A 24,776-nucleotide genomic window follows, 5' to 3' on the forward strand; every position below is an offset into this window, starting at 1 on the left:
TGAAAAAGATAGTAATGTTAGATATACTATAGTGGTTATTTTGTGTGCGTTGATCATATGAAAACTAAGTGAAGATTTTGTTGGAGGGGAAAGCATAAAATGAAAGCAACTTGGGAGAAAATAGAGAAGAACCTTGGGGTTCTTGAAGTTGAGGTTGACGCGGATCGTGTAGCCGCTGCACTCGACAAAGCTTTTAATAAAGTGGCTAAACAAGTAAGTGTACCAGGATTCCGTAAAGGTAAAGTACCACGTCCTATTTTTGAAAAACGTTACGGTATTGAAAGCTTGTATCAGGATGCAATTGACTTCCTGCTACCAGAAGCCTACAGCCAAGCTGTAGAAAAAACGGATATTTTCCCGGTAGACAGCCCTGACGTTGAAATTGATCAATTCGCTAAAGGCGAATCCTTCAAATTCAAAGCCAAGGTTACGGTTAAACCTGAAGTGACTTTGGGTGAGTACAAAGGCGTAGAAGTGTCTGTAAGCAAATTCGAAGTGACTGACGAAGAACAGGCTCAAGAGCTGGAGCGTTTGCAACAACGTCATGCCGAACTGGTTGTCGTTGATGAAGATGCTGCACAATCCGGCGATACGGCTATTATCGACTTCGACGGTTCCGTTGATGGTGTACCATTCGAAGGCGGACAAGCTGAGAAGTATTCTCTGGAGCTGGGCTCCAATACGTTCATTCCCGGCTTTGAAGAGCAAGTGATCGGTCTGCACACAGGCGATTCCAAGGACGTTGAAGTAACGTTCCCTGAGAACTACCATTCTGCTGATCTCGCTGGCAAACAAGCAGTGTTCAAAGTGAAAATTCATGAACTGAAACGCAAGGTTCTTCCTGAGCTGGATGATGAATTTGCAAAAGACGTAAGTGAATTTGATACACTGGCTGAATTCAAGGAAGACTTGAAAAAGCAACTGCTGGAGCGTAAGGAAAACGAAGCTAAAGCTGCCCGTGAGGGTGCGGTAGTGGAGAAGGTTGCTGAGAATGCAACAATCGACATTCCTGAAGCGATGATCAAAAGTGAAGTGCAAAACATGGTTCGCGATTTCGACAACCGTCTGCGTAGCCAAGGCATGAATCTTGAAATGTTCCTCGGATTCTCCGGCCAAAGCCAGGAAGATCTGGAAGCGCAAATGAAAGTGGATGCTGAGAAGCGTGTACGCAACAACCTTGTGCTGGAGCAAGTGGCTAAAGCGGAAAACATCGAAGTTTCCGAAGCGGAAATCGATGAAGAGCTGAAAAACATGGCTGAAGCTTACAAACGTTCGGTTGAAGAAATTCGCAGTATTCTGGAAGGTAACGGCTCGTTGGCAAACCTGAAAGAAGAAATTTCACTGCGTAAAACGATCGCTTTGTTGTTGGAAAACAGCAAAGAAGTTGAAGCGCCAGCTGAAGTTGCCGAGTAATTCGATAAAATATATGGAGTATGCCGAACAGGCTGCAACGTAGCAATTAGATAGGGATAAGGCACGTAGTGAAAGTTACGTGCCTTATTTTTAACTTAGGCAATCCATATTTTAGTCGTTTATGGAAAGTGCTGTGAGTTGCGCTTTCTTGTTGTACATAAGTCACTGCTGTACATTTGCACATACATACGAAACATGGTTAAATATGAGAAGGTCTCGGCTAAGCACGTTGTATAACAGCCCGCACTGCATATATGAGCGGATGCAAATATGACACGAGACTCTGAACATGTTAAAATATTTTGTAAGGTGTTCCCGTTTCATGCTTGCCGCTTTCGTTCCAATCGGACTTAAGGAAGTGGATGAATACTGGTGTTCATTTCAATAAAGAAAAGAGGTTGGTCGTGATGAGTCTCGTCCCTATGGTTGTGGAACAAACGAATCGAGGAGAACGATCTTACGATATTTACTCGCGGTTGCTTAAGGATCGCATTATTTTCCTGAGTGGCCCGATTGATGACGATGTCGCCAATCTCGTCATTGCACAGCTATTATTCCTTTCTGCGGAAGATCCGGAGAAGGATATCAATTTGTACATTAACTCGCCGGGCGGTTCTGTAACTGCGGGCATGGGTATATATGATACAATGCAATTCATTAAGCCAGACGTATCGACGATCTGTGTAGGCGTGGCTGCAAGTATGGGCTCTTTGCTGCTCACAGCAGGTGCGCCAGGTAAGAGATTTGCGCTTACCAACAGCGAAGTCATGATCCATCAGCCGTTGGGTGGCATTCAGGGGCAAGCCTCCGATATGCTGATCCATGCAGACTGGATTATCAAAACGCGTGCCAAGCTGAATCAAATCTATGTCGAGCGTACGGGTCAGCCCCTCGAAAAAATCGAACGTGATACTGACCGGGATTTCTTCATGGAAGCGGAAGAGGCAAAAGTATACGGTATCATTGACCAGGTGCTGTCTAGACCGATTAATCTGTAAAGGGGTGGCTCTATGTTTAAATTTAATGATGAAAAAGGACAACTGAAATGTTCCTTCTGCGGTAAATCTCAGGATCAGGTTCGCAAGCTAGTTGCTGGACCGGGCGTATATATATGTGACGAATGCATCGAGTTGTGCACAGAAATCGTGGAAGAGGAATTGGGTCATGAGGAAGAAGTAGATCTGAAAGACATTCCGAAACCGATGCAAATCCGTGACATTCTGGATCAATATGTAATTGGTCAGGATCAAGCGAAAAAATCATTGTCCGTAGCGGTATATAACCACTACAAACGTATTAATACGCAAAACAAAATTGATGATGTGGAACTGCAAAAAAGTAACATTTTGATGCTCGGACCTACAGGTTCAGGTAAAACGTTGCTTGCGCAAACCATGGCTAAAATCTTGAACGTTCCTTTTGCCATTGCAGATGCCACTTCCCTTACGGAAGCAGGTTATGTGGGCGAAGACGTTGAAAACATTTTGCTGAAATTGATTCAAGCTGCCGATTATGATGTGGAAAAAGCCGAACGCGGCATTATCTACATCGACGAAATTGATAAAGTAGCCCGCAAATCCGAAAACCCGTCCATTACGCGTGACGTATCGGGTGAAGGTGTGCAGCAGGCATTGCTTAAAATTTTGGAAGGCACGGTTGCTTCTGTACCTCCACAAGGTGGTCGTAAGCATCCGCATCAAGAGTTCATTCAAATTGATACCACGAACATTCTGTTCATTTGCGGTGGAGCCTTTGACGGTCTGGAGCAAATGATCAAACGTCGTGTCGGTAAGAAAGTGATTGGCTTCAATGCGACTACAGATCAAAAGGATTTGAAGCCGGGTGAATATACTTCTATGGTATTGCCTGAGGATCTGTTGAAATTCGGTCTGATTCCGGAGTTTGTAGGACGTTTGCCGGTTATTTCTACGCTGGAGCCGCTTGATGAGAACACATTGGTTCGTATTTTGTCTGAGCCGAAAAATGCGTTAGTCAAGCAGTATCAGAAGATGCTTGAACTGGATAATGTTACTTTGGAGTTTAAGCAAGATGCTCTGGAAGCCATTGCCCGTGAAGCCATCAAGCGTAACACGGGTGCCCGTGGTCTTCGTGCGATCATTGAAGGCATTATGCTGGATGTGATGTACGAGGTTCCTTCCCGTGATGATATCACGACTTGTGTCATCAATGAGCAGGTTGTAAAAGATAAAATCGCACCGGAGCTCGGTGGTACAAATAAGGATAAAAAACAAGAAGAGAGCGCCTAAGGATTGATACTTCGCGATCTCTAAAACATGAGAAGCCGGATCTCCACTTCACTAAACCCATATGAGGTTTTATGGGGTGGAGGTTTGGCGTTAATGGGAGAGAAAAGTACATGTTCTTAAGACAAGACACACGTCCCGTTAAAGTCGGGAATCTGACGATTGGCGGCAGCAATGAAGTCATCATCCAAAGCATGTGTACGACCAAAACAGCAGATGTGGAAGCTACCGTCGCTGAAATCCTCCGTTTGGAAGAGGCGGGTTGCCAAATTGTACGGGTCACCGTAAACAATGAGGAAGCTGCCGCAGCCATTAAAGAAATTAAAAAACAGATCCATATTCCGCTCGTAGCGGATATTCATTTTAATCATAAGCTGGCTCTACTGGCTATTGAAAACGGAATTGACAAGGTTCGTATCAATCCCGGCAACATTGGTCGTCGTGAAAAAGTCGAAGCTGTCGTCAAGGCGTGTAAAGAAAAGGGGATTCCGATTCGGATCGGTGTGAATGCCGGGTCATTGGAACAGCATTTGCTGGATAAGTACGGCTATCCTACGCCGGAAGCGATGGTAGAAAGCGCACTATTCCATATCGGTATACTGGAAGATCTTGATTTTCACGATATTATCGTGTCCCTGAAAGCATCTGATGTGCCTATGGCGATTGCAGCTTATACGAAGGCAGCCGAAATCATCAAATATCCGCTACACCTGGGTATTACCGAAGCGGGTACGCTTTTTACCGGAACCGTTAAGAGTGCAGCGGGGATGGGGGCTTTGCTGGCAGCAGGTATTGGTTCGACTATGCGTATTTCGCTGAGTGCCGATCCAGTGGAAGAAGTGAAGGTTGCGCGGGAACTGCTCAAAACCTTTGGGTTGATCACGAATGCAGCGACTTTGATTTCCTGTCCTACTTGTGGACGTCTGGATATTGATCTGTTCTCTATCGCCAACGAAGTCGAAGACTATATTGCCAAACTCAAGGTGCCGATTAAAGTGTCGGTACTGGGTTGCGCGGTGAACGGTCCGGGTGAAGCAAAGGAAGCTGATATCGGTATTGCCGGAGCGCGCGGGGAAGGACTTCTGTTCCGTTATGGAAAAATGATCCGCAAAGTTCCCGAGGCTGACATGGTTGACGAATTGAAAAAAGAAATTGACATCATCGTCAAGGCGTATGAAGAGACGGGTAAAATTCCGGGTCGCGAGGAACGTCATACAGCCGAGAAGGTATAAGCCAAATCGGTTCTCATAAAGAGGCATAATCATATTCTATTTGCCATCATGTAAACGCCGTGGAGGGCAGCTCTGCTACAGAACTGTTCTTCGCGGTGTTTTTGTATTTTCTCTCTGATCTTTTGGAAGACTGCCGTTTAGCTATTAGGGAAAAGGAAATACTGTTTTTCATAGACGGCATTTTAGCGGCATTTTCAAAATGCTGAGATGAGAAACGGAGGAAATACGATGGACTTTACTATGATTTTGTTGTTGGTGCAAATGTTTTTTGGGATTGTCATCGGTCTGTATTTCTGGAACCTTTTGCGGAGCCAAAAGACGAACCGCAGCGCAGTGGACCGGGAATCTCGCAAGGAACTGGATAAGCTGCGCAAACTGCGCTCCATTTCATTAACCAAACCGCTGGCTGAACGCACTCGTCCTGCCACATTACAGGATATTGTCGGTCAGAAGGACGGATTGCGAGCGCTCAAGGCAGCGTTATGCAGTGCGAATCCACAACATGTTATTATTTATGGCCCACCGGGAGTGGGCAAGACGGCTGCTGCACGTGTGGTGCTGGAAGAGGCCAAGAAAAACCTGTCCTCTCCGTTCAAGGGAGACGCCAAATTTACAGAGATTGATGCGACGACTGCCCGTTTTGACGAGCGGGGTATTGCAGACCCGTTGATTGGTTCGGTGCATGATCCAATTTATCAAGGTGCTGGAGCAATGGGAGTGGCGGGTATTCCACAGCCCAAGCCTGGAGCTGTAACGAAGGCGCATGGCGGTATGTTGTTCATTGATGAAATTGGCGAGCTGCATCCCACACAGATGAATAAGCTGTTGAAAGTATTAGAGGACCGAAAAGTATTTCTGGAGAGCGCGTACTACAACTCGGAGGATTCGAATACTCCTGCTTATATCCATGATATTTTCCAAAATGGTTTGCCTGCCGATTTCCGTTTGGTAGGTGCGACGACCCGTTCGCCGCACGAACTACCGCCTGCCATTCGTTCCCGCTGCATAGAAATTTATTTCCGTGCCCTTCAGCCGCAGGAAATTGCACGTATTGCTGAGGATGCTGTCCACAAGTTGGGCTTCGGTCCTTGCCCTGAGGCAGTTGAAGTCGTACAGCGCTACGCCACTAATGGCCGGGAGGCCGTCAATATGATTCAGCTTGCCGCTGGATTGGCACTTACGGAGAAACGGGAACGTCTAAACGCCTCGGATGTGGAATGGGTAGCAGGCAGCAGCCAAATTCAACCGCGTCCTGACCGGAAAATACCGGGTCTGCCACAAATCGGATTTGTTAACGGTTTGGCCGTATATGGCCCGAATATGGGCATGCTGCTGGAGATTGAGGTTACAGCAGTTCCGGTTCCTGCGGGAAAGGGAACTTATAATATTACGGGTGTGGTCGATGAGGAAGAGATTGGCGGCGGCTCCCGCACGCTGCGGCGTAAAAGTATGGCCAAAGGCTCTGTAGAAAATGTATTGACCGTTTTGCGTACGCTTGAGTTGTCCCCGTCAAATTACGATTTGCATATTAATTTTCCTGGGGGAACACCAGTAGATGGCCCGTCGGCAGGTATTGCAATGGCAACGGCTATTGCTTCCGCAATGCGGGGAATTCCGGTAGATCACGAAATTGCGATGACCGGAGAGGTCAGCATTCACGGTCGTGTCAAACCGATTGGCGGCGTATTAGCGAAAGTTGAGGCTGCTTTTCAGGCAGGAGCTAAAAAGGTGATCATTCCTCAGGACAACTGGCAGTCTCTTTTTGACAGTATTGAAGGCTTGAAAGTCATTCCGGTGCAGTCGGTTACGGAAGTATTCCGGCACGTATTTGGAGAAGAATTGACGCCAGATTTACCTGTGCACACACCAATTGAGACTTTTCGCCCATCCCAATCTTCCCTGTTGCAGGCCGATGGACCGCATAACGGGACGATATCGGACACAGGATCTTGCTAATGAACTACCCCTTCATTGGTTTTTTCATAAAACATTTGATAAAATATGAAAGATAACAACGTGAAGGATTGTAAAATCCGGAACCTGAGAATCACTGGAGGTGCGAAAGCGATGGGACCCAACAAGACAAAAGGTCGTCGTTTTCCTTTGCTGCCTTTAAGAGGACTTCTCGTCTACCCGAGCATGGTGCTGCATCTCGATGTGGGCCGGGAAAAATCGGTCAAGGCTTTGGAAAAAGCGATGGTTGAAGATAATTTGATTCTCCTGTGTTCTCAATCAGAAGTGAATATTGAAGAACCCGCACAAGAGGATATTTTTAGAGTCGGCACGGTAGCCAAAGTGCGCCAGATGCTCAAGCTTCCCAATGGAACGATTCGGGTGCTGGTGGAAGGGCTGGAACGTGCCGAAATTATTCAATATACGGAGAATGAGGAATATTACGAGGTACTGGCGAAGGAGCTGCATGAGGCAGAAAACGTGCATCCCGAGACAGATGCACTCATGCGCACGGTTCTGACCCAGTTCGAGCATTATATTAACTTGTCCAAAAAGGTAACCCCCGAAACTCTGGCTGCGGTATCCGACATTGAGGAGCCCGGACGGCTGGCTGACGTGATTACAAGCCATCTAACGCTCAAAATCAAGGAGAAGCAGGATATACTGGAGACGATCGACGTAACTCAACGTTTGGAGAAGCTTTTGGATATTTTGAATAACGAGCGTGAGGTATTGGAGCTGGAACGTAAAATTAACCAGCGCGTGAAGAAACAGATGGAGAAAACGCAGAAGGAGTATTACCTGCGTGAACAAATGAAGGCGATCCAGAAGGAGCTTGGCGAGAAGGAAGGTCGCGCGGGAGAAGTAGAAGAACTGCGCAATCAGCTAAGTGAACTGGAACTGCCCGCTCCTGTGAAGGAGAAGGTTGAGAAGGAAATCGACCGTCTGGAGAAAATGCCTGCAAGTTCTGCTGAGGGCGGGGTTATCCGTAATTATGTCGATTGGCTGTTAAGCTTGCCATGGAACAAGTTTACGGATGATGATCTGGATATCGTCAAGGCTGAAGAGGTACTGAATGATGACCACTATGGACTGGATAAGCCGAAGGAGCGGGTGCTGGAGTATCTGGCTGTACGCAAGCTGGTGAAGACCATTAAGGGGCCGATTCTGTGTCTCGTAGGCCCACCGGGGGTCGGCAAGACCTCGTTGGCTCGTTCCATCGCCAAATCCATGGGGAGGGAATTTGTCCGCATCTCGCTCGGAGGTGTGCGGGATGAAGCAGAAATTCGTGGTCATCGCCGCACTTATGTGGGCGCGATGCCAGGGCGTATCATTCAGGGGATGAAGACGGCAGGAACGTCTAATCCAGTCTTTTTGCTGGATGAGATTGATAAAATGGCTTCAGATTTTCGAGGTGACCCTTCGGCGGCGTTGCTGGAGGTGCTTGATCCCGAACAGAACAATACGTTCAGTGACCATTTTGTCGAGCTGCCCTTCGATTTGTCCAATGTGATGTTCGTGACGACAGCCAATGCTGCGCACAACATTCCGCGTCCGCTGATGGACCGGATGGAGACATTGTACATTCCGGGTTACACCGAGCTGGAAAAGCTCGAAATCGCCAATCGTTATCTACTGCCCAAGCAGAAGAGAGAGCATGGTTTGGAAGAGGAACGGCTGGACATCGGAGAGGATACGCTGCTGCGTGTTATTCGCGAATATACCCGTGAATCCGGTGTGCGGAATCTCGAACAGCAAATGGCTTCTCTGTGCCGTAAGGCTGCGAAGTCAGTGGTATCTGGAGGAGAAGGCCCGATTCGAATTACACCGGTTAATCTGAAAGATTATTTGGGCGTCGCCAAATTCCGTTACGGTGTAGCGGAGCTGGAAGACCAGATTGGTACAGTTACAGGCTTGGCGTGGACAGAGGTCGGCGGTGAAACGCTGATGATTGAAGTGACGGTCGTGCCCGGCAGCGGTAAGCTGATTCTTACAGGTAAGCTGGGAGACGTTATGAAAGAATCCGCGCAGGCAGCATTTAGCTATACTCGCTCCAAAGCGGTTGAGCTGGGCATTGCTACGGACTTTTATGAGAAAAATGATATTCATATCCACATTCCGGAGGGAGCGATTCCGAAGGATGGACCATCGGCGGGGATTACCATTGCGACAGCGTTGATTTCAGCGCTGACCAACCGTCATGTATCCAAGGATGTAGCTATGACGGGTGAAATTACCCTGCGCGGCCGCGTATTGCCTATTGGCGGGTTGAAAGAGAAGTCGCTGGCTGCCCACCGGGCAGGCTACAAAAAAATTCTGCTTCCCAAGGATAATGAACGGGATCTAAAAGATATTCCCGACAGTATTAGGCAGGATGTTGAATTTGTTCCCGTTGCCCATATGGATCAGGTGCTAGAGCATGCTTTGGTTGAGCAGGCAAGGGCACATTAGAGAGGAATTAAGGACATAATGAAAGTAACAAAAGCAGAATTTATTATTAGCGCGGTTGGCCCCGATCAGTTCCCTGTGGACGCTTTGCCGGAGATTGCTCTGGCGGGGCGTTCCAATGTAGGGAAGTCGTCACTGATTAATCGGTTGATTAGCCGTAAAAACTTGGCGCGGACCAGCTCTACGCCGGGGAAAACACAGCAGCTTAATTATTACCGGATTAATGATGATCTCTATTTCGTCGATTTTCCGGGTTACGGCTACGCAAAGGTATCCAAAACGTCCCGTAAAGCCTGGGGACAAATGATTGAGTCGTACTTGCTGGAACGGGAGCCGCTTAAGCTGGTGCTTCAAATGGTCGATTTGCGTCATCCACCGTCCAAGGATGATATCATGATGCACGACTGGCTGCGCCATCACGGGCTTCCGGTATGCGTTGTAGGCACGAAGGCAGATAAAATCTCCAAGACACGGCGGGAGAAGCATTATAAAGTAATCAAGCAGGAACTCGGAATACTTCCTGGGGGTTTGTTTATCCCCTTTTCATCTGAAGAAGGCATGGGTAAGGACGAGCTATGGTCGGTCATCTCCGGCTATATTGAGAACGACGAAGACGAAGAACAACCAGAAATCTAAGAAGAAGGACGTCCATGGAGGGCGCTCTATCGGAAAAGATATATGCGAAGAATAACCATGGATTTATTCCATGGTTATTTGTTTTAAGACTGGTTCAAACTATATCAAACGATAGAGAACATTTTGGATGTTGGAGTTTGCCATACAATTTTCATAAACAATTCATAAAACAGCCGGAGGACATTCGGACTTCTGTGATATAATTAACATAGTTTGTGATAACAGTAGTTATTCTTATTACAGTTTAGGCAGGTGAACTTGCAATGCACATCGTCGTTGTTGGGTTGAATTATCGTACGGCGCCTGTGGAAGTCAGAGAGCGTTTTACATTTGCGGAACAAGATTTGCCAAAAGCGCTGGAACAACTCAAACTCACCAAAAGTGTGCTGGAGGGCGTAATTGTCGCAACCTGCAATCGGACTGAAATATATGTCGTGGTGGACCGCCTTCACATGTGCGGTTATTTTATACGCAGTTTTATGGAGCAATGGTTCGGTATTCCTCGCGATCAATTTACACAGCATTTATATATATATGAGGACGAGCAGGCCATCCGGCATTTGTTCCGTGTGACTTGTGGCCTGGATTCTATGGTGATCGGAGAAACACAAATTTTGGGACAGGTGAAGAACGCTTTTCTTCAGGCTCAATCCCAGAAAATTACGGCAACGTGGTTTAATATGCTGTTTAAGCAGGCCGTCACATTGGGCAAGCGTGCCCATTCGGAGACGTCTATTGGAGAAAGCGCCGTATCCGTCAGCTATGCAGCAGTGGAGCTTGGCAAACGGATTTTCGGGATGTTTACCGATAAGAAGGTGCTGATTCTCGGTGCGGGTAAAATGAGCGAGCTTACCGTTAAGCATTTGTACAGTGGGGGAGCAGCCGAGGTCATTGTGGCGAACCGGACTTTATCCAGAGCGGAAGATTTGGCTTCCAAGTTTCACGGAACGCCGGTCACGATGGAGGAAGGCATGAATCGGTTGGCGGATGTGGACATTGTCATTAGCTCGACAGGTGCACAAGGATATATTCTGGATCGGGAGCGGGTTGAAGCCAGTATGAAACGCCGTCGGTCCCGTCCTTTGTTTATGATTGATATCGCGGTTCCACGTGATTTGGACCCGGCTATTGGCGAGTTGCAGAATGTTTTTCTTTATGATATTGATGATCTGGAAGGCATCGTGGAGAGTAATTTGGAAATGCGTCGTACCGAGGCTGCCAAAATTGAGCATATGATCGAAGGGGAACTTGGCGAGTTTTATCAATGGTTAAAAACGATGGGAGTGCGTCCGGTGATTCGTGCTTTACAGGAAAAAGCAGAGTCCGCGCATCAGGATACGCTGGAAAGCTTGTTCAACAAGCTTCCCGAGCTGGATGAACGACAACGCAAAGTGATTAGCCGTTTGACGAAAAGCATGCTGAATCAGATGATGCATGATCCGATCAATTCGGTGAAGGAACTGGCTGTCCAAAAGCAGGGGAATGAGGCGCTTGAACTATTTAGCCACATTTTTGCTCTGGAGGATCGTTTGGAGGACGCCGCTCAGAAAGTAGATAAAAGCGATGCATCCGCGTTAATGAAACCGGAGGTCGGTATTCATGAAAAATCCGGTCAGGCCCAAGCCTCGCCAGCGTCGTTTGCGCCGGCTGGCCTGTAAAGGCGGGTGAGTGGACGTGGCTTTAAGCACGCTTATATATGATTCGATGATTTATGTTTTTGCCCTGAGCCTTCTGTTTGTATTCTCGGATGGCATTCGCCGTAATGCGAGTGCCAAACGGACAGGTACAGGGCTTCTTGCTGTCGTTCTTGTGCTCCAGCTTATATATATGGGAATGAGAACCTGGAACGAAGGACATCTTCCTTTTTTCGTGACTTACGATTTTTTATTTCTGTTTTCATTTATTTTGGTCCTGATTTCTTTAATACTGTCACGTTATCAGCGGTCAGAATTTGCGGTATTGCTGCTTAACATTATTAGTTTTGCGGTTCTTGTGCTTAATAATATATGGATGGAGCCCACCAACAATCCGCTTGGGAGTTGGCATACGGTGCATGGGCTGCTTCTCATCCATATCGCTTTGGCCAATCTTGGCTTTGTAGCCATGACGGTAGCGGCTGTATTTTCGGGGCTCTATCTGTTTTTGCATCGTAAATTGAAAGTTAAAAAATGGAATGATACGATCCGGCGTCTGCCGAGTCTGGAAATGATGGATCGGTATACCCACATGGCGTTGTTGATCGGTACTCCTTTGCTTGGGGTCTCCATTGTAGTTGCCGTCATTTCTATTATTGCTGAAGAACGCTGGCGTCTGCTTCTGGATACTAAAGTATTGATGACAGCAATAGCCCTGTGCGTGTATATTGTATTTTTAGTGAGCAAAAGATTCAATCAGAAGTCGGGCCTCGTGATGGCAAAATGGGCATTGGTGGGCTACACGCTATTGATTCTTAACTTTTTGCTGAATTCCTGGTCTGTATTTCATCAGTGGACAGGAGAGTGAATGGCCATTTGCAGCATTTTGTGCCGATTTCGCTGAATTGTAAAAATAAGATCTGTTGTATTGTGGGCGGTGGAAGGATAGCGGAACGCAAGGTAAAGGGACTGATGGAAAGCGGGGCGTTCATTACCGTCATCAGTCCGAATATAACGCCGGATTTACAGGTTCTGGCCGATCATAAGCAGCTCCACTGGGTAAATCGCGTATACCGCGAGGGTGACCTCCAGGGAGCCTTTCTTGTATATGCGGCGACCGACCGGAGAGATGTGAACGATGCGGTTGCGCATGAGGCCAGACAAAGGGGTATACTGGTAAATGTGGCGGATCGTTCGGAAGAGGCGGACTTTATAACACCGGGCATCATCCGGCGGGGCAGGCTAACGATCAGCGTATCCACCGCAGGTGCGGGTCCGGCAGTTACATCCGAAATTACATCGGCTTTGGATACGCTGTTTGGTAGGGAATACGAACCGTATCTGGATTTCATGTACGATATGCGGCAAGCGATTAAACATACCGTATCTTCCCCGCAGCAAAGGGCGAAACTGCTGAGACGTTTGGCGAGTAGCGGAATTTTGGAGCAAATACGACGTCAGGAATTTACGGTATGGACTCAAGAAGAGATAGACACATGGATTGCGCAAAATCAGGAGGAATAGCATGCGAACAATTGTGGTAGGTAGCAGACAGAGCGCGCTTGCGCTAACTCAGACCGGGCATGTCATCGAGGATTTGAACGCGTTGTGCGCGGAGCATGGGCTGGATATGCAGTTTGTCGTAAAAAAAATATTGACCAAGGGCGACCGGATTTTGGATGTAACGTTGTCCAAGGTGGGTGGCAAAGGGCTGTTTGTCAAAGAAATTGAACAGGCCATGCTGGCTGGTGAAATTGATATGGCAGTACATAGTATGAAGGATATGCCGTCAGAATTGCCTGAAGGGCTAGTGAACGGCGCGGTACCGCGTCGGGAGGACCCGCGGGATTGTCTCGTTTCCCAGGGATTCAAGAGCCTGGAAAACCTGCCGCAAGGGGCAAAGGTCGGCACAAGCAGCCTGCGCAGAGCTAGCCAGATCAAGTCATTACGACCGGATCTTCAATTGGAGCCTGTGCGCGGTAATATTGATTCCCGTCTGAAAAAGCTGGAGACTGAAGGTTTTGACGCCATCATTTTGGCGGCTGCAGGTTTGAACCGGATGGGCTGGAAGGACCGAATCACGTCCTATATACCGGAGGAAGCCTGCTTGCCAGCAGTCGGACAAGGAGCGCTCGGTATTGAGTGCCGTGCAGACGATGAAGAGCTGCTGGCGTTGCTGCGCCTGTACAACGACGAGGATACCTCAGCTACGGTTGCGGCAGAACGAACCTTCCTGGGCGTGCTGAATGGGGGATGCCAGGTGCCAATCGGGGCTCACGCAGTCTGGGCTGACCAGGAAATCCGCCTCACGGGCATGGTAGGCTCGCCGGATGGCGAAGTTATTTTGAAGGAAACGCTCCAGGGAAATGATCCGCAAAAGCTGGGAGAAGCTGTGGCGGCCAGCTTGATCGCCAAAGGAGCGGAACAGATTCTGGCGCAGGTGAGGGGGTGATGAAATGGCAGGAAAGGTATATTTAGTAGGCGCAGGACCCGGAGACGCAAGACTGATTACGGTCAAGGGCTGGGAATGCATTCAACTGGGTGATGTTATTGTCTATGACAGACTGGCAAGCCCTCGCCTTTTGGGTTTGATGAAGCCAGGTGCCCAAAAAATATATGTTGGCAAGCTGCCGGATCGTCACACCATGAAGCAAGAGGAAATTAATCAGTTGCTGGTGGACTTGGCCTTGGAAGGAAAAACGGTTGTTCGGCTCAAAGGGGGAGACCCCACCATCTTTGGTCGGGTTGGAGAGGAAGCCGGACTGCTGCGTAAACACGGTATTTCCTATGAAATCATACCTGGCATCACTTCAGCAATCAGCGTACCCGCCTATGCGGGCATTCCGGTTACACATCGGGATATGGCCTCATCGCTGTCTATCATTACGGGGCATGAAAGTCCAGACAAGCTCGACAAGAGTATTCATTGGGATAAAGTAACGAACGCAACGGGCACACTGATCTTTATGATGGGTGTAGCGAAGATCGGCTATATCAGTGAGCAGCTGATGAAACACGGCAAATCGCCAAGCACCCCCGTTGCTTTAATCCGTTGGGGAACGCGGGCGGAGCAGGATACACTGGTGGGTACGCTAGCAGATATTGAGGCCAAGGTGAAAGCGGCGAATTTTCAGCCTCCCGCCGTTATCGTCGTCGGAGAAGTGGTTAATCAGCGTGAGCAGTTAAAATGGGCTGAGGATATGCCTTTGTTCGGCAAGCGGATTTTGGTTACACGTGCGCGCGCTCAGGCCAGCAGTCTGGTTCATCGGATTGAGGAGCTTGGTGGAGAGCCTTATGAATTTCCAGTCATCCAGACGGTTATCCCTTCGGACGAGCCGACACAACGGCAAATTAAAGAGGCGTTTGCGCGACTGCCTGAATACGACTGGGTGTTTTTTACCAGCGTTAACGGAGTGGAATACTTTTTCACTCATCTGAAGGAACAAGGCAAGGATGTGCGTTCGCTGTTTAAGGCGCGTATTGCCGCAGTCGGGCCAGCCACAGCGGCGGCATTGCGGTCACATGGAATTGAAGCGGAGCAGATCGAAGGTCCCTTTCAGGCAGAGGGCTTGCTCGAAGCGTTTAAGCAGGATTTGCAGGCGGGGCAGAGCGTATTTCTGCCAAGAGGCGATCTCGCTCGGTCCTGGCTGCCGGAGCAGCTGAGAGAGCTTGGACTTGAGGTGACCGAGGCCGATTTGTATCAAACCATGCTGGCGGCAAACGCACAGGATGATGAGCTGCTCAAGCTGCTTGAGGAACGTGCCATCCATGCGATTACTTTTACCAGTTCCTCAACCGTCACCTTTTTTCTGGAAGCACTCAGGCAGATGGGAGTCGAAGATCCGCTGTCGCTGCTGGAGGGAGTGACGATCGCTGTGATAGGCCCTCTCACCGGAGAAACAGCGACCCAAGCGGGCCTGAACGTCAGCTTCATGGCGGAAAAGGCAACCATTGAAAGCTTGGTCCAATCGCTATGTGACTGGAAACAATCAAGCTCTGTGACATCATAATTATATTTTACCAAATGGATCTATAAAAACTGGAGGTTTGCAATCATGAATGTTCCTTTTACCAGACATCGCCGTTTGCGTCAATCCGCTGCTATCCGCAGTATGGTGCGTGAGACGGTATTGAATCCAGCTGATTTTATCCAGCCGATCTATGTAACATTCGGTACAGGAGTGAAGCAGGAAATTAGCTCCATGCCCGGTGTGTACCGCTTTTCTCTGGATCAACTGGAAGAAGAACTGAAAGAAATTAGTGAGCTTGGCATTCCTGCCGTGCTCCTGTTTGGCATACCGGAGACGAAGGATAGCTTGGGTACTTCGGCTTTTGTGGACGATGGTATTGTTCAGGAAGCTACACGTCTGATCAAGTCGCGTTATCCCGAGCTGCTGGTTGTGGCTGACACTTGTTTGTGCGAGTTTACGGATCATGGGCATTGCGGTATGGTCCACATGCATGAGCATGATGGTGAGGCATGTGGTGAAGTGCTGAATGACGAATCGCTGGAGGTGCTTGTACGTACAGCCGTTTCCCAAGCCAGAGCGGGCGCTGATATTATCGCCCCATCCAATATGATGGACGGCTTTGTGCAGGCGATTCGACAAGGGCTGGATGAGGAAGGCTTTTCGCATATTCCGATTATGTCGTATTCCGTCAAATATGCGTCTGCTTTTTATGGGCCTTTCCGGGAAGCGGCAGATTCTGCACCGCAATTCGGTGACCGCAAATCCTATCAGATGGACCCTGCCAATGCGCGTGAAGCATTGCGAGAAGCAGAATCCGACGTGCTGGAAGGTGCGGATATGCTGATGGTGAAGCCGTCCCTTTCGTACCTGGATGTGATGCGCACGATTAAGGATCAATTTGATCTACCTATGGTAGCTTACAACGTCAGTGGTGAATATGCGATGGTCAAGGCGGCAGCTCTTCAAGGCTGGATTGATGAAAAAGCGATGGTGCTGGAGATTCTGACGAGCATGAAGCGCGCAGGTGCAGACATGATTATTACCTATTCCGCCAAGGATGCGGCAAGATGGTTGAAGCAATAAGCTTATTTTTCAGAAGATAGGAGTGATCAAAATGATCAACGAGCAACGAACAGTGCGCGAGGATGCGCGCTCCAAAGCAGCCTTCGACGAGGCAAAGCAATATATTCCGGGTGGCGTAAACAGTCCAGTAAGGGCTTTTAAATCCGTTGGCATTACACCTGTTTATATCGACCGTGGAGAAGGATCGCGGGTATATGATATCGACGGTCAATCCTATATTGACTATGTATGTTCATGGGGACCGCTCATTATGGGACATGCGCATCCTGAGGTCGTTAAGGCTATACAGGCTGCAGTTGTCAAAGGAACCAGTTTCGGAGCGCCAACGTTGGCGGAAACTGAAATGGCGAAGCTTGTGTGTGAGCGTGTTCCTTCCATGGATATCGTTCGTATGGTCAGCTCGGGAACCGAGGCGACGATGAGCGCGATTCGACTCGCACGCGGATTTACGAGCCGCAGCAAAATCCTTAAATTTGAAGGCTCTTATCATGGTCATGCGGACAGCTTGCTGATTAAAGCAGGCTCTGGTGTAGCAACACTGGGTCTGCCCGATAGCCCCGGTGTACCCGAGGTCGTGGCCAGACATACGTTAACCGTACCTTACAATGATTTGGCTTCGGTGAAACTGGCCTTTGAAAAATTCGGCGAGGAAATTGCCGCCATTATTGTCGAGCCAATAGCCGGAAATATGGGAGTCGTACCGCCACAACCCGGATTTTTGGAAGGACTGCGCGAAGTAACCCGACAGTACGGAAGCCTGCTGATTTTTGATGAAGTCATGACCGGATTCCGGGTAGGACTTCATTCAGCTCAAGGTCGTTTTAGTGTGACCCCGGATCTTACATGCCTGGGTAAAGTTATTGGCGGAGGACTGCCTGTCGGTGCTTATGGTGGACGCCGCGATATTATGGAGCAGATTGCACCGTCTGGTCCGATCTATCAGGCGGGTACGCTTAGCGGGAACCCACTTGCTATGGCAGCAGGCTATTCGACGCTTAAATTGTTGACACCAGAAGTATATGACCGACTGGAGGAACGGGCAGCACGGCTTGAGGCTGGATTCGAGCGTAATGCACGTGAGCTGGGCATACCTGTCACGATCAACCGTGTGGGTTCCATGGTTTGTCCATTTTTCACGGAAGAAAAGGTTGTCAATTTTGATACAGCCAAAACAAGTAATCAGAACCACTTCCGCCGTTACTTTACCGAATTGGTGAACGAGGGAGTCAGTGTGGCACCATCCCAATTTGAGGGCATGTTTGTGTCGGGTGTGCATACGGTGGAAGATATTGATGCTACCATTGAAGCGAACTATCGCGCGCTCAAACGTCTATGAGCTGGCAGGGCGGCTGGAAAAGACGGGGACCATGGCTGGAAATCACACCGGGACGGGAAATCACAGAGGGTGAGTATCGCACCGATGCTGTCGATCATTGGCTGCTGAACCGTTTGGATCTACCAGACAAGCTGTGGCGCAGACTGCGACATGAAAAGCAGATTGAACTTGCGGGGGACCGGCTGCGGCTGGCCCTTTTTCCTGTTACGAACCTTGGTGTGACCCCTCGCTGGTACGATTTGAAGGTGCTGTATGAGGATGATTTTTGCCTGGTCGTACACAAACCGGCGGGTATGGGGGTACATCCGGACGGAGCTGTAAAAGAGGGTCCGCTGACGTTGGATCATGCGGTCGCATCGTATTATGAAATGAATGGCATCCATGCGGCAGTACGGCATGTGCATCGTCTGGATACGGATACTACAGGCCCAGTGCTGTATGCCAAAAATGAATTCGCGTTGCTCAAGCTGGACGAGCAGATGCGGGCCAAAGATATCGGTCGCCGTTATGTGGCTTTGGTACGGGGGAAAGTACCTTCATCACTGCGGACGCTGGATTGGCCGATTGGCAAGGACAGGCATCACAAGCAGCGTCGCCGTGTTTCTCCGACCGGACAGAGCGCGGTTACCCATGTGGAACTTGGTGAATTGTTGGGGAGCGGTCAAAAGGCGGTTAGCCTCGTATATTTAACACTGGAAACAGGCCGAACGCACCAGATTCGCGTTCATCTTAGCCATGCGGGCTATCCGTTATTGGGGGATGTATTATACGGTGGACGGGCTGCTGATTTTGGCAGGCAGGCGCTGCACGGAGAGCGTCTTACCTTCCGTCATCCGCTGAGCGGTGAAACGATTACTGTGGAAGATGCTTGGCCGGATGATTTTCAAAAGCTACATCAACAGCTATAAAAGATGGCATGCCTTCTATTTTGGCGCATATACTTGAACCTAGAAACGGTTTGCAATATGGAGTTTCCGTGCGCCTGACAGGAGTCAGAGGATGTGCGGAGGCTGCCCAAAGGAGGATGCCATCCTTGAACAAACAACAGAATGATCAGCCGCAAGGCTTGCGTTTTGATATTTATGAACGCATTCATTTGACGGAGGAAACTGCTGGGATTGCTGAGTTGGAGGAAATTGAGCTTCTGCCACGCATTCAGGTTGTAACCCACGGCGACCATGCCGCTTTGCGAGGGCATTTGCTGCTGGAGGGCGTGTACCGCACACCTGAACAGGTAGCGAACGAGCTTCATCATTTGATCCCTGTGGAAATTACGATTCCACTGAATCGGGTAGGAAGACTGGAAGACATTTCAGTCGAGATTGAGAATTTCGATGTGGACCTGCTATCATTACGTAGTCTGAATATTACAGGTGTTCTCTCCCTGCACGGGGTGGAAAGCTCCCACGCGGAGGAGACAGCGGTTTGGCTGGATGAGGAATTTACGGTGGTGCACGCACCTGAACATCCTGCTCGCCCCTTTTCCGCGAATGCAGAGCAGCGTCAGGAAGAAACTTATGCCACCCAGAATTCTGTATCCGATCATACGACGGAGTCGGAATCTTCATACAGGGTGCCAGCTCAGCAGGATTACGCTTCCTGGGAACAGCCATCACAGGAGTATGGGGAGCACAAGTCATCACCGGAACACCAAGGTTATGAGCCTGCTGTAGACCCGAACCGGATCTATGAGCCTTGGACGGGTAAAGCTGTTGAAGACAGCACTTCCGAGGTAAAGTATGAGCATGAGACACCAGAAGTATGGGGATTTCAGCAAGAGGAAGCATGGACGGGAAGTGACCCGAAAATATCCTCCACCGCTCCCGATGTGGTCTATGATCCTTTGCCAGCTGAACCGCATCACGCGACGAAGCCAGAGATCTATCTGGAGCCGCAGCTGGAAGCAGGTCAGGTGGACGCTGTGTCCCATGACACTGTTGCAGACGATAAACCAGAGATGCGCGTGGCGCTGAACAGCAAAAAGGACGAAAAAGCAGACGAGCCGGACCCGGTGGTCTACTCATCATTGCTACAATCCAGTCGTTCGGTGAAGGAAGCGGAATACCAGCAGCAACTGGAGCAAGAACCGCAGGGGAAGGAAGCCCAAGAAGAGCGTGAGGATGCCAAATGGAAAAACCTTTTTTTCCATACACAGGATGAAACGCCGTTCCGCAAGGTCCGATTATGCATTGTGCAGCGTGAAGATACACTGGAAACGATCGCTGATCGCTATCAACTCAGTACACGGGAGCTTCAACTGTATAACAAGCTGGCAGAGCATCATGTAGAAGAAGGGCAGGTATTGTACATCCCTTAATTCGGTCATTGGAAAATGAGCAACGGGTGTTGACTATAGTCAATGGGAAATGTATGATGTGGTATAGCTATTGAAAGACTGAGATCGGGAAGAGTAGGCAGCAAGCCCTTCAGAGAGTGGAATTGCAGCGCTGTGAGGTTCCGCAGGAAGCTACTGGCCGAAGTCACCCGGGAGTCGCCTGTTCGAACGGTCCCTCATTTAATCCCAACGGAAGGTACGAGGTTCACGGTAGAATAAGGCCGGTCCGCAGCCGTTATCTGCATAAGTGTCACACCATGTGTAATGGATCAGTGGATACATACACTAGGGGTGAAACAAAGGTGGTACCGCGAGAGAACAGCCTTTCGTCCTTTGAGGATGAAGGGCTTTTTTTATTTGCCAATTGAAAAATCATGGAGGTATCCTGATATGTCAGAACAAGACAACAAGACAACCTTGGAAATGCCGACAACGTACGATCCAAAATCAGCCGAGAAAAAATGGTACAAAACGTGGATGGAGAAGGGGTATTTCCGCGCTGGACGACTTCCAGAGGCAGAGCCTTTTACAATCGTTATTCCACCACCGAATGTTACAGGCATGCTGCACATTGGACATGCTCTTGATTTTACTTTGCAGGACATTATTATCCGCACCAAGCGGATGCAGGGCTATGACGCATTGTGGCTGCCAGGGGCAGACCATGCGGGCATTGCCACCCAGACAAAGGTAGAGCAGAAGCTGCGTGAGGAAGGCTTGACGCGCTACGATCTGGGACGCGAGAAATTTTTGGAGAAGGTTTGGGAATGGAAGGATCTCTACCTGGACAACATTCATAATCAATGGGAAAAAATGGGGTTCTCTCTCGATTATTCGCGTGAGCGTTTTACGTTGGATGACGGGTTGTCTCAAGCCGTTCGCGAAGTATTCGTCAAGTTGTACAAGAAGGGCCTGATTTATCGCGGTAAACGCATCATTAACTGGGACCCTGCTGCACGTACGGCTCTGTCAGATATTGAAGTGGAATACAAAGAGGTAAACGGAAATCTGTATCACCTGCAATATCCGCTTCAAGATGGCAGTGGGTTTATCACTGTAGCCACCACGCGTCCTGAAACCATGCTGGGTGATACAGCGGTAGCCGTACATCCTGAGGATGAACGGTACAAGCATATGATCGGCAAAACACTCGTGCTTCCGATTATCGGACGGAAAATTCCGGTTATTGCGGACGACTACGTAGAAAAAGACTTCGGTAGCGGTGCGGTTAAAATTACACCTGCTCACGATCCGAATGACTTTGAAATGGGCCAACGTCACCAGTTGCCACAGATTACTGTTATGGACGAAACAGGTACGATGAACACCGAAGCAGGCAAATATCAGGGCCTTGACCGCAGTGATTGCCGCAAGCAAATCGTCGCTGATCTGAAAGAGCAGGGTGTGCTGATCCGTATCGAGGAGCATTTGCATCAGGTGGGCCACAGCGAACGTACAGGTGCGGTTGTAGAGCCTTATCTGTCTACACAATGGTTCGTGGAAATGAAGCCTCTGGCAGCCAAAGCGATTGAAGTGCAGAAGGCTGGCAATGGCGTAAACTTTGTCCCGGATCGCTTTGAGCGTACTTATCTGCACTGGATTGAAAATGTGCGTGACTGGTGTATTTCCCGTCAATTGTGGTGGGGACATCGTATTCCGGCTTGGTACGATGAAGAAACCGGAGAAGTTATTGTATCGGCAGAGGATCCTACAACCTTGCCTGAATATGCTGACAGAAAGCTGAAACAGGATGAGGACGTGCTGGATACATGGTTCAGCTCTGCCTTGTGGCCGTTTTCGACACTGGGCTGGCCTGAGCAGACTGAGGATCTCCAACGCTACTACCCGACCAATGTCTTGGTTACAGGCTATGACATTATTTATTTCTGGGTGTCGCGGATGATTTTTACAGCCCTGGAGTTCACAGAGGAAATTCCGTTCAAGGATGTATTGATGCACGGACTGGTTCGTGATGCGGATGGAAAGAAAATGTCCAAATCCCTCGGAAATGGTGTAGATCCGCTCGACGTAATCGACCAATATGGCACGGACGCCATGCGTTACATGGTTTCTACAGGCAGCACGCCTGGACAGGACCTTCGTTTCCGTTGGGAACGGGTAGAGCAGGCACGTAACTTTGCCAATAAAATCTGGAATGCGTCACGCTTTGCGCTGATGAATCTGGAAGGGGTCACCGCGGCGGATATCGACATTACCGGTGATTTGAGCACAGCGGATCGATGGATCCTTCACCGTTTGAACGAAACTTCACGCGATATCACGCGTCTAATAGATGCTTATGAATTTGGCGAGACAGGCCGTCTTCTGTATAACTTTATTTGGGATGACTTGTGCGACTGGTACATCGAGTTTGCGAAGCTTTCCCTGTATGGCGAGAACGCAGAGGCGAAAAAGAAAACACAGTCCGTACTGGCGTATGTGCTGGATCGGACACTGCGCATGATTCATCCGTTCATGCCGTTTATCTCCGAGGAAATATGGCAGCATCTTCCGCATGAAGGCGAAACGATTACACTGGCCGCTTGGCCTGTTTACGATTCGGCTTTCGAGGACAAGGATGCGGTAGCTGAAATGAATTTGCTGATCGACGTGATTCGCGCAGTGCGGAATATCCGTTCTGAAGTGAACGTACCGATGAGTAAAAAGATTGAATTGCTCGTAAAACCCGGCGATCAAGCCGTTCTCGATATCATTAACCGCAATGGGGAATATGTACGTCGATTCTGTAATACGTCTGAATTCGACACGGGATTGGAACTCTCTGTTCCAGATAAAGCCATGACTTCTGTAGTCAGCGGAGCAGAGCTATACCTGCCGTTAGCCGGGCTCCTTGATATTGCCCAGGAAATTAGCAGACTGGAAAAAGAGCTTCAACATTTGAACAGTGAAGTGGAGCGCGTGGAGAAAAAGCTGTCCAACCAAGGCTTCGTGGCGAAGGCACCAGCCAAAGTCATCGAGGAAGAGAAGGCCAAGCAAGCCGATTATTCGGATAAGCGCGCCAAAGTTATCGCACGGATTGAAGAACTCAAGGGATAATTCCACTAACTATAAAATGACCTGAAGGTGAAGAGGATGTCAGATACAATCAGGGGCGGGGGAGCGGCTCCTTTACAAAGCTATGATGAAGCAGTGGAATGGATTAACGGTCTGATTCCGTTCGGAATCAGACCCGGACTGGAACGGATTGAGAAGTTAATGAGCATGTTGGGGGATCCGCAACGGCATCTTAAATTTGTGCATATTGCGGGAACCAACGGCAAGGGCTCGACCTGTGCTTTCTTAACCTCTGTTCTGCTGAAATGCGGTTATGATGTGGGAACCTTTACGTCTCCGTATATCACCCGGTTTACGAACCGATTCCAATTCAACGGGACGGATATTCCCGATGATACACTGGTCTTACTTGCCAATCGTTTGTATCCGTTGGTCAAGGAAATCGCGGCGAGCGATTTGGGATCACCCACGATGTTTGAGGTATCGACAGCGTTGGCTATTTTATATTATGCAACAGTGACTTTTCCAGATGTTGTGGTATGGGAGACGGGCCTCGGGGGAAGGATGGATGTAACTAATATCGTGAGTCCTATCGTCTCGGTCATTACGAATGTAGGCTATGACCATACGGATATTTTAGGGGATACACTCGAACAGATCGCAGGCGAAAAGGCTGGAATTATCAAGCCAGGCGTACCTGTTGTTAGCTGTGTATCTCAGCCAGAGGCTATTCAGGTTATACGGGAAACGGCGGCAAAAAAGGGAACTACCTTGTATCTAGCAGGAGAACAGTTTACGTATGAACGGCTGAATGGGGACGAAACAGGACAGACTTTTTCGTTTGCGGGACCCTTCCGGCACATGGAAATCGGCATCACGTTGTTAGGCGAGCATCAATGTACTAATGCGGCAGGAGCTCTGATGACACTTGAGGTGCTTCGTCAGTATATGGCTTTTGTGCTGGATGACGCTGAACTACTGGAGGGCTTTAGAGAAGCAGCTTGGGCAGGTCGCCTGGAACAGGTCAGCAGTTCGCCGAAAATTGTTATTGACGGTGCTCATAATCCAGAAGGGGCGCAGACGCTGGCAAAGAGCCTTCCCCAACTGTATTCGTACCGAAAAATGGTTTTAATGATGGGTATGCTGTCAAACAAGCATCATGAAGCATACTTGCAGCATATACTGCCACTAGTGGATACGCTTATCCTGACCGAGCCCGATTTTCGCCGCAAAATGAATGCCGCTGAACTGGCTCATCTCGTGGAGAAGCTGCGGCCGTCCTATGCCAAAACGGATTTAAAAATTATTGTAGAAGGTGACTGGAAAAAGGCTCTTCGCCTGCTTCAGTCACATACGGAAGCGGAGGATCTGGGGGTGGTATCCGGAACACTGTATCTCATTGCGGATGTACGGGCTACCCTTATGTATCAAACCGATTCGGAAAAAGGTTGGTGAA

Annotated in this window: 18 protein-coding genes; all 18 read left to right on the forward strand. The window is 49.0% G+C overall.

What is annotated here, in order from left to right; translation table 11 throughout:
- The first annotated feature begins 99 nt into the window (after window positions 1-99).
- Entirely contained in the window at window positions 100-1,413 is a 1,314-nt protein-coding gene (gene tig, locus ACIFO6_RS22900) for a trigger factor (RefSeq protein WP_430044224.1), read from the forward strand.
- Window positions 1,414-1,820: 407 nt separating this feature from the next.
- On the forward strand, window positions 1,821-2,411 hold the full coding sequence (clpP, locus tag ACIFO6_RS22905; protein WP_430044226.1) for an ATP-dependent Clp endopeptidase proteolytic subunit ClpP: 591 nt from the start codon (window positions 1,821-1,823) through the stop codon (window positions 2,409-2,411).
- Between the two features lie 12 nt (window positions 2,412-2,423).
- Window positions 2,424-3,680 carry an ATP-dependent protease ATP-binding subunit ClpX gene (gene clpX / locus ACIFO6_RS22910; RefSeq protein WP_430044228.1) on the forward strand — a complete coding sequence of 419 codons (1,257 nt, stop codon included), beginning with the start codon at window positions 2,424-2,426 and terminating at the stop codon, window positions 3,678-3,680.
- 110 nt (window positions 3,681-3,790) lie between these two features.
- Window positions 3,791-4,909, forward strand: coding sequence for a flavodoxin-dependent (E)-4-hydroxy-3-methylbut-2-enyl-diphosphate synthase (gene ispG, locus ACIFO6_RS22915; RefSeq protein WP_430044230.1), 1,119 nt, complete (start codon window positions 3,791-3,793; stop codon window positions 4,907-4,909).
- Window positions 4,910-5,137: 228 nt separating this feature from the next.
- The gene (lonB, locus tag ACIFO6_RS22920; RefSeq protein WP_430044232.1) at window positions 5,138-6,865 is read left to right on the forward strand and encodes an ATP-dependent protease LonB; all 1,728 of its coding nucleotides are present in this window, start codon (window positions 5,138-5,140) and stop codon (window positions 6,863-6,865) included.
- Between the two features lie 111 nt (window positions 6,866-6,976).
- Window positions 6,977-9,313 carry an endopeptidase La gene (gene lon, locus ACIFO6_RS22925; RefSeq protein ID WP_430044284.1) on the forward strand — a complete coding sequence of 779 codons (2,337 nt, stop codon included), beginning with the start codon at window positions 6,977-6,979 and terminating at the stop codon, window positions 9,311-9,313.
- Window positions 9,314-9,331: 18 nt separating this feature from the next.
- Window positions 9,332-9,946, forward strand: coding sequence for a ribosome biogenesis GTP-binding protein YihA/YsxC (gene yihA / locus ACIFO6_RS22930; protein WP_430044234.1), 615 nt, complete (start codon window positions 9,332-9,334; stop codon window positions 9,944-9,946).
- A 263-nt stretch (window positions 9,947-10,209) separates the two neighbouring features.
- Window positions 10,210-11,604, forward strand: coding sequence for a glutamyl-tRNA reductase (gene hemA, locus ACIFO6_RS22935; RefSeq protein WP_430044236.1), 1,395 nt, complete (start codon window positions 10,210-10,212; stop codon window positions 11,602-11,604).
- 16 nt (window positions 11,605-11,620) lie between these two features.
- Window positions 11,621-12,448, forward strand: coding sequence for a cytochrome c biogenesis protein CcsA (gene ccsA / locus ACIFO6_RS22940; protein WP_430044238.1), 828 nt, complete (start codon window positions 11,621-11,623; stop codon window positions 12,446-12,448).
- 8 nt (window positions 12,449-12,456) lie between these two features.
- Window positions 12,457-13,104, forward strand: coding sequence for a precorrin-2 dehydrogenase/sirohydrochlorin ferrochelatase family protein (locus tag ACIFO6_RS22945; protein WP_430044286.1), 648 nt, complete (start codon window positions 12,457-12,459; stop codon window positions 13,102-13,104).
- Window position 13,105: 1 nt separating this feature from the next.
- Window positions 13,106-14,032, forward strand: coding sequence for a hydroxymethylbilane synthase (gene hemC / locus ACIFO6_RS22950; RefSeq protein WP_430044240.1), 927 nt, complete (start codon window positions 13,106-13,108; stop codon window positions 14,030-14,032).
- 4 nt (window positions 14,033-14,036) lie between these two features.
- On the forward strand, window positions 14,037-15,590 hold the full coding sequence (cobA, locus tag ACIFO6_RS22955) for a uroporphyrinogen-III C-methyltransferase (RefSeq protein WP_430044243.1): 1,554 nt from the start codon (window positions 14,037-14,039) through the stop codon (window positions 15,588-15,590).
- A gap of 45 nt (window positions 15,591-15,635) precedes the next feature.
- A complete protein-coding gene (hemB, locus tag ACIFO6_RS22960; RefSeq protein ID WP_430044245.1) occupies window positions 15,636-16,634 on the forward strand; it encodes a porphobilinogen synthase in 999 nt (332 codons plus the stop codon).
- Window positions 16,635-16,665: 31 nt separating this feature from the next.
- On the forward strand, window positions 16,666-17,970 hold the full coding sequence (gene hemL / locus ACIFO6_RS22965; protein WP_430044247.1) for a glutamate-1-semialdehyde 2,1-aminomutase: 1,305 nt from the start codon (window positions 16,666-16,668) through the stop codon (window positions 17,968-17,970).
- On the forward strand, window positions 17,967-18,878 hold the full coding sequence (locus ACIFO6_RS22970) for an RluA family pseudouridine synthase (RefSeq protein ID WP_430044249.1): 912 nt from the start codon (window positions 17,967-17,969) through the stop codon (window positions 18,876-18,878). The genes hemL and ACIFO6_RS22970 overlap by 4 nt, the downstream gene beginning before the upstream one ends.
- A gap of 125 nt (window positions 18,879-19,003) precedes the next feature.
- Window positions 19,004-20,287, forward strand: a complete 1,284-nt coding sequence (locus ACIFO6_RS22975; protein ID WP_430044251.1) for a LysM peptidoglycan-binding domain-containing protein — start codon at window positions 19,004-19,006, stop codon at window positions 20,285-20,287.
- A gap of 408 nt (window positions 20,288-20,695) precedes the next feature.
- A complete protein-coding gene (locus ACIFO6_RS22980; protein ID WP_430044253.1) occupies window positions 20,696-23,362 on the forward strand; it encodes a valine--tRNA ligase in 2,667 nt (888 codons plus the stop codon).
- Between the two features lie 36 nt (window positions 23,363-23,398).
- Complete coding sequence (locus ACIFO6_RS22985) at window positions 23,399-24,775, forward strand: bifunctional folylpolyglutamate synthase/dihydrofolate synthase (RefSeq protein WP_430044256.1); 1,377 nt, start codon at window positions 23,399-23,401, stop codon at window positions 24,773-24,775.
- Window position 24,776: the final 1 nt, after the last annotated feature.

Origin of the sequence: Paenibacillus sp. NRS-1781, from assembly GCF_050467745.1 — a bacterium.
In the GTDB taxonomy this organism is placed as follows: Bacteria; Bacillota; Bacilli; order Paenibacillales; family Paenibacillaceae; genus Paenibacillus; species Paenibacillus terrae_A.